Annotated in this window: 1 protein-coding gene and 2 pseudogenes; all 3 read left to right on the top strand. The window is 40.8% G+C overall.

Translation table 11 applies throughout. The features are described 5' to 3' along the window. Nucleotides 1-754 (top strand): annotated as a pseudogene (locus WBM60_RS16775) (hypothetical protein); the annotation flags it as partial. A gap of 1 nt (nt 755) precedes the next feature. Next, entirely contained in the window at nt 756-1,904 is a 1,149-nt protein-coding gene (locus WBM60_RS16770; protein ID WP_424276811.1) for a gliding motility-associated C-terminal domain-containing protein, read from the top strand. A gap of 262 nt (nt 1,905-2,166) precedes the next feature. Beyond that, nucleotides 2,167-3,076, top strand: a pseudogene (locus WBM60_RS16765) (hypothetical protein); the annotation flags it as partial.

Raw genomic sequence — 3,076 nt, 5'->3', positions numbered from 1 at the left:
CGGTGAAACTGGTCCGCAAGGACCTATAGGATTAACCGGACTCTCAGGTGTTGTTGGTCCTGAAGGACCACAAGGTCCCATTGGATTAACCGGTCCGGCTGGCGCCATCGCTGCCAAAGGCGCGAGTGGTGAACAAGGACCACAAGGAATACAGGGTGAAAAAGGGGATAAAGGTGATACCGGACCTCAGGGACCAGCAGGAGCTAATGGTGCAGACGGCGCAGCCGGACCTCAAGGGATACAAGGTGAAAAAGGGGATACAGGAGAAATAGGGCCTAAAGGAGAAACTGGTGATACCGGTCCGCAAGGTCTCCCCGGAGTTGATCTGGATGATAATACAACCTTAGCTTCCATTGATATTACCCAGGAAGAAGAAAACAGAACGTATAATATAAATAATCAAAATCTTGCTTTTACAAATGGGAATATTGGAATAGGCACAAGCTCACCTACATCCTCATTACATGTAGGCGGGGCAATTGCCGCACCAATAAGGACTACTACCACAAGTACAACCTTAGATGAAAATGATTATACGCTAGTTATGAAAGAAAGAAACCTGAATATTAGCCTGCCCCCTGCAAGCAGCTGCCCCGGGAGAATTTATGTTTTGAAAAATATTAGTAAAGGAAATAACAAGACTGTCACCACATATATTTGCAACAAAGGTTATCAAAATAATGCTTTGAATCGTAATAAAGCTGTTTGGTTACAGAGTGATGGAACTGACTGGCAGCAAATAAATATTCAATAATATGGTTCGAATAAAATGTTTTGTACTTCTTGTTTTAATAAACCATGGTCTTTTTTGTCAGGAAGGAGTCCATAATTATGGGAATTTACAACTGCATACTAAAGGCTTAGTGGGTTTCCACACAGATTTTACCAACGATGGGAGTTTTGATAGAAATTTAGGACTTATTGGGTTTTATCACGATAAAGAGCCACTTTTCATTTCAGGAGCTTTTAGTCCTACATTTTATGATCTGGAATTAGCCGTTGAAAACAATCTGTATCTGGAACTTCCAATCAATATAGACAACTCGCTTGGTATAATATATGGAAATATTTTATCCTCCAGAGCTAATAAAAATATCTATACAAAATTTTCTGTAAAAGCGGATTATGAAGGAGTGGCGGATCTTTCCAAGATTGACGGCCAGGCGGGCGTTGAAGGGCAAAGAATATTTAGTTTTCCTGTTGGTTATGATGATATTATAAGACCACTTCAAATTCAATTTATTGATGATGTTTTCCTGGCAAAATGTGCTTACTTTCTGGAAAACCCTGATTATCCCAAAAGTTTTGCCAAGAGTTTTAATAGTAGCAATAGGGATAGTAGTTTAGGAGGTATAAATTCTCAGGAATTCTGGAATTTGACAACTACAGGCAGGATTCAAATATCTCTAAATTGGAACGCCGGTTCTAAGCTTGAGACTTCGGTTGATGGCATAGAAAGTGTCACAGTTGCAGGCTGGAGCAAGAAAAATGAACAATGGGATAATTTGGGAAATGCCAGATATGAAGGAAATATCGATGCAGGAAGTATCACTTCCAATATTTTCAACGCTAATGATTATGAAATCTTTACTTTGGGTTTTTTGTTTAATACGAAAGCCAACGAACCTGGCAACTATGCCTTAACACCAAATGGGGATGGAATAAATGATTATTTCAGTTTAAAAATTATGGAGCAATCGCCAAATAATGAATTTAAGGTATTCAATAGGTCTGGTTCATTGGTATATGAAAAAACCAACTACCAAAATGAATTTCAAGGAATTCCAAATAGAAATATCAACCAAAACAATAATCACCTACCAGAAGGCGTTTATTTCTATCTTATTGATTTAAAGGATCTTAACCTTAAATATCAGGGATACTTTTATCTGGCTTATGAATGATTCTTAGACATTAAGGAAAATATAATTTCGATGGGCAATTTATACTTCCGGATATCTAATATGATCTTATCTGTTTTTTTAGTATTTTGATCGATTATTATCAAATCTTTAGAAAGTCGATAAAGGGCCATATTTTCCGCTAATAATCAGGGCTTCCCATTTTCACAACACATTTTTAGAGCTTCACAACATTTTCTATCCAGGTCCTCATCTTAGGGCTATTTTTACGTTCAATTAATGATTTGGCCCAAATCTTTATAAAATGAACCTAAAAAAATTGCTTTTTGCTCTGTTAGTCGCGTCTTCAACTATGGCGACAGCACAGGTGAAAATTGGTGAAAACCCCAATAACATTAATTCTGCTTCTATTTTAGAATTGGAAAGCAGTAACAAAGCCTTAGTTCTTACCCGGCTTACTACAGTCCAAATGCAAAGCATTACCCCATTGCGAGGGGCCTTGGTATACAATATAGATAACCAATGTGTCTTCATGTACAATGGTACACAATGGAATGACCTCTGTGGTGGCTCCGGTTCAACTCCAGGTACTTTTACTTTTGTTGATAATGGAAATGGAACTTTTACCATAAATTATTCAGATGGGAGCTCTTTTACTTCTTCAGATTTAACCGGACCCACCGGGCCGGTTGGACCACAAGGACCAGCAGGTACAGACGGAGCAATTGGGTTACAAGGACCCGATGGAAACCAAGGTCCACAAGGTCCGGACGGGAACCAGGGTCCAGACGGGAATCAAGGTCCACAAGGCCCGGACGGAAACCAGGGTCCAATAGGTCCAGACGGAAATCAAGGTCCTGACGGAATTCAAGGTCCTGATGGAAACCAAGGTCCAGACGGAAATCAAGGTCCAATAGGTCCAGACGGAAATCAAGGTCCTGATGGCAACCAAGGCCCTGACGGGAATCAAGGTCCACAAGGTATAGACGGAAATCAAGGTCCTGACGGAAACCAAGGTCCTGATGGCAACCAAGGTCCTGATGGCAACCAAGGCCCAGACGGAAATCAAGGTCCTGATGGAAATCAAGGCCCGGACGGTAACCAAGGCCCAGATGGAAACCAGGGTCCGATAGGTCCTGACGGAATTCAAGGTCCTGACGGAATTCAAGGCCCAGACGGGAACCAGGGTCCAGACGGAAATCAAGGTCCAATAG

Source organism: Eudoraea sp. (assembly GCF_049669105.1).
Lineage (GTDB): Bacteria > Bacteroidota > Bacteroidia > Flavobacteriales > Flavobacteriaceae > Eudoraea.
Note: the sequence above shows the minus strand (reverse complement) of the source record. Positions and strands in the feature narration are given on the sequence as shown.

What these genes read in the sequence shown, in the direction of transcription:
- WBM60_RS16770 (WP_424276811.1), top strand. Translation starts at nt 756, where the DNA reads ATGGTTCGAATAAAATGTTTTGTACTTCTTGTTTTAATAAACCATGGT.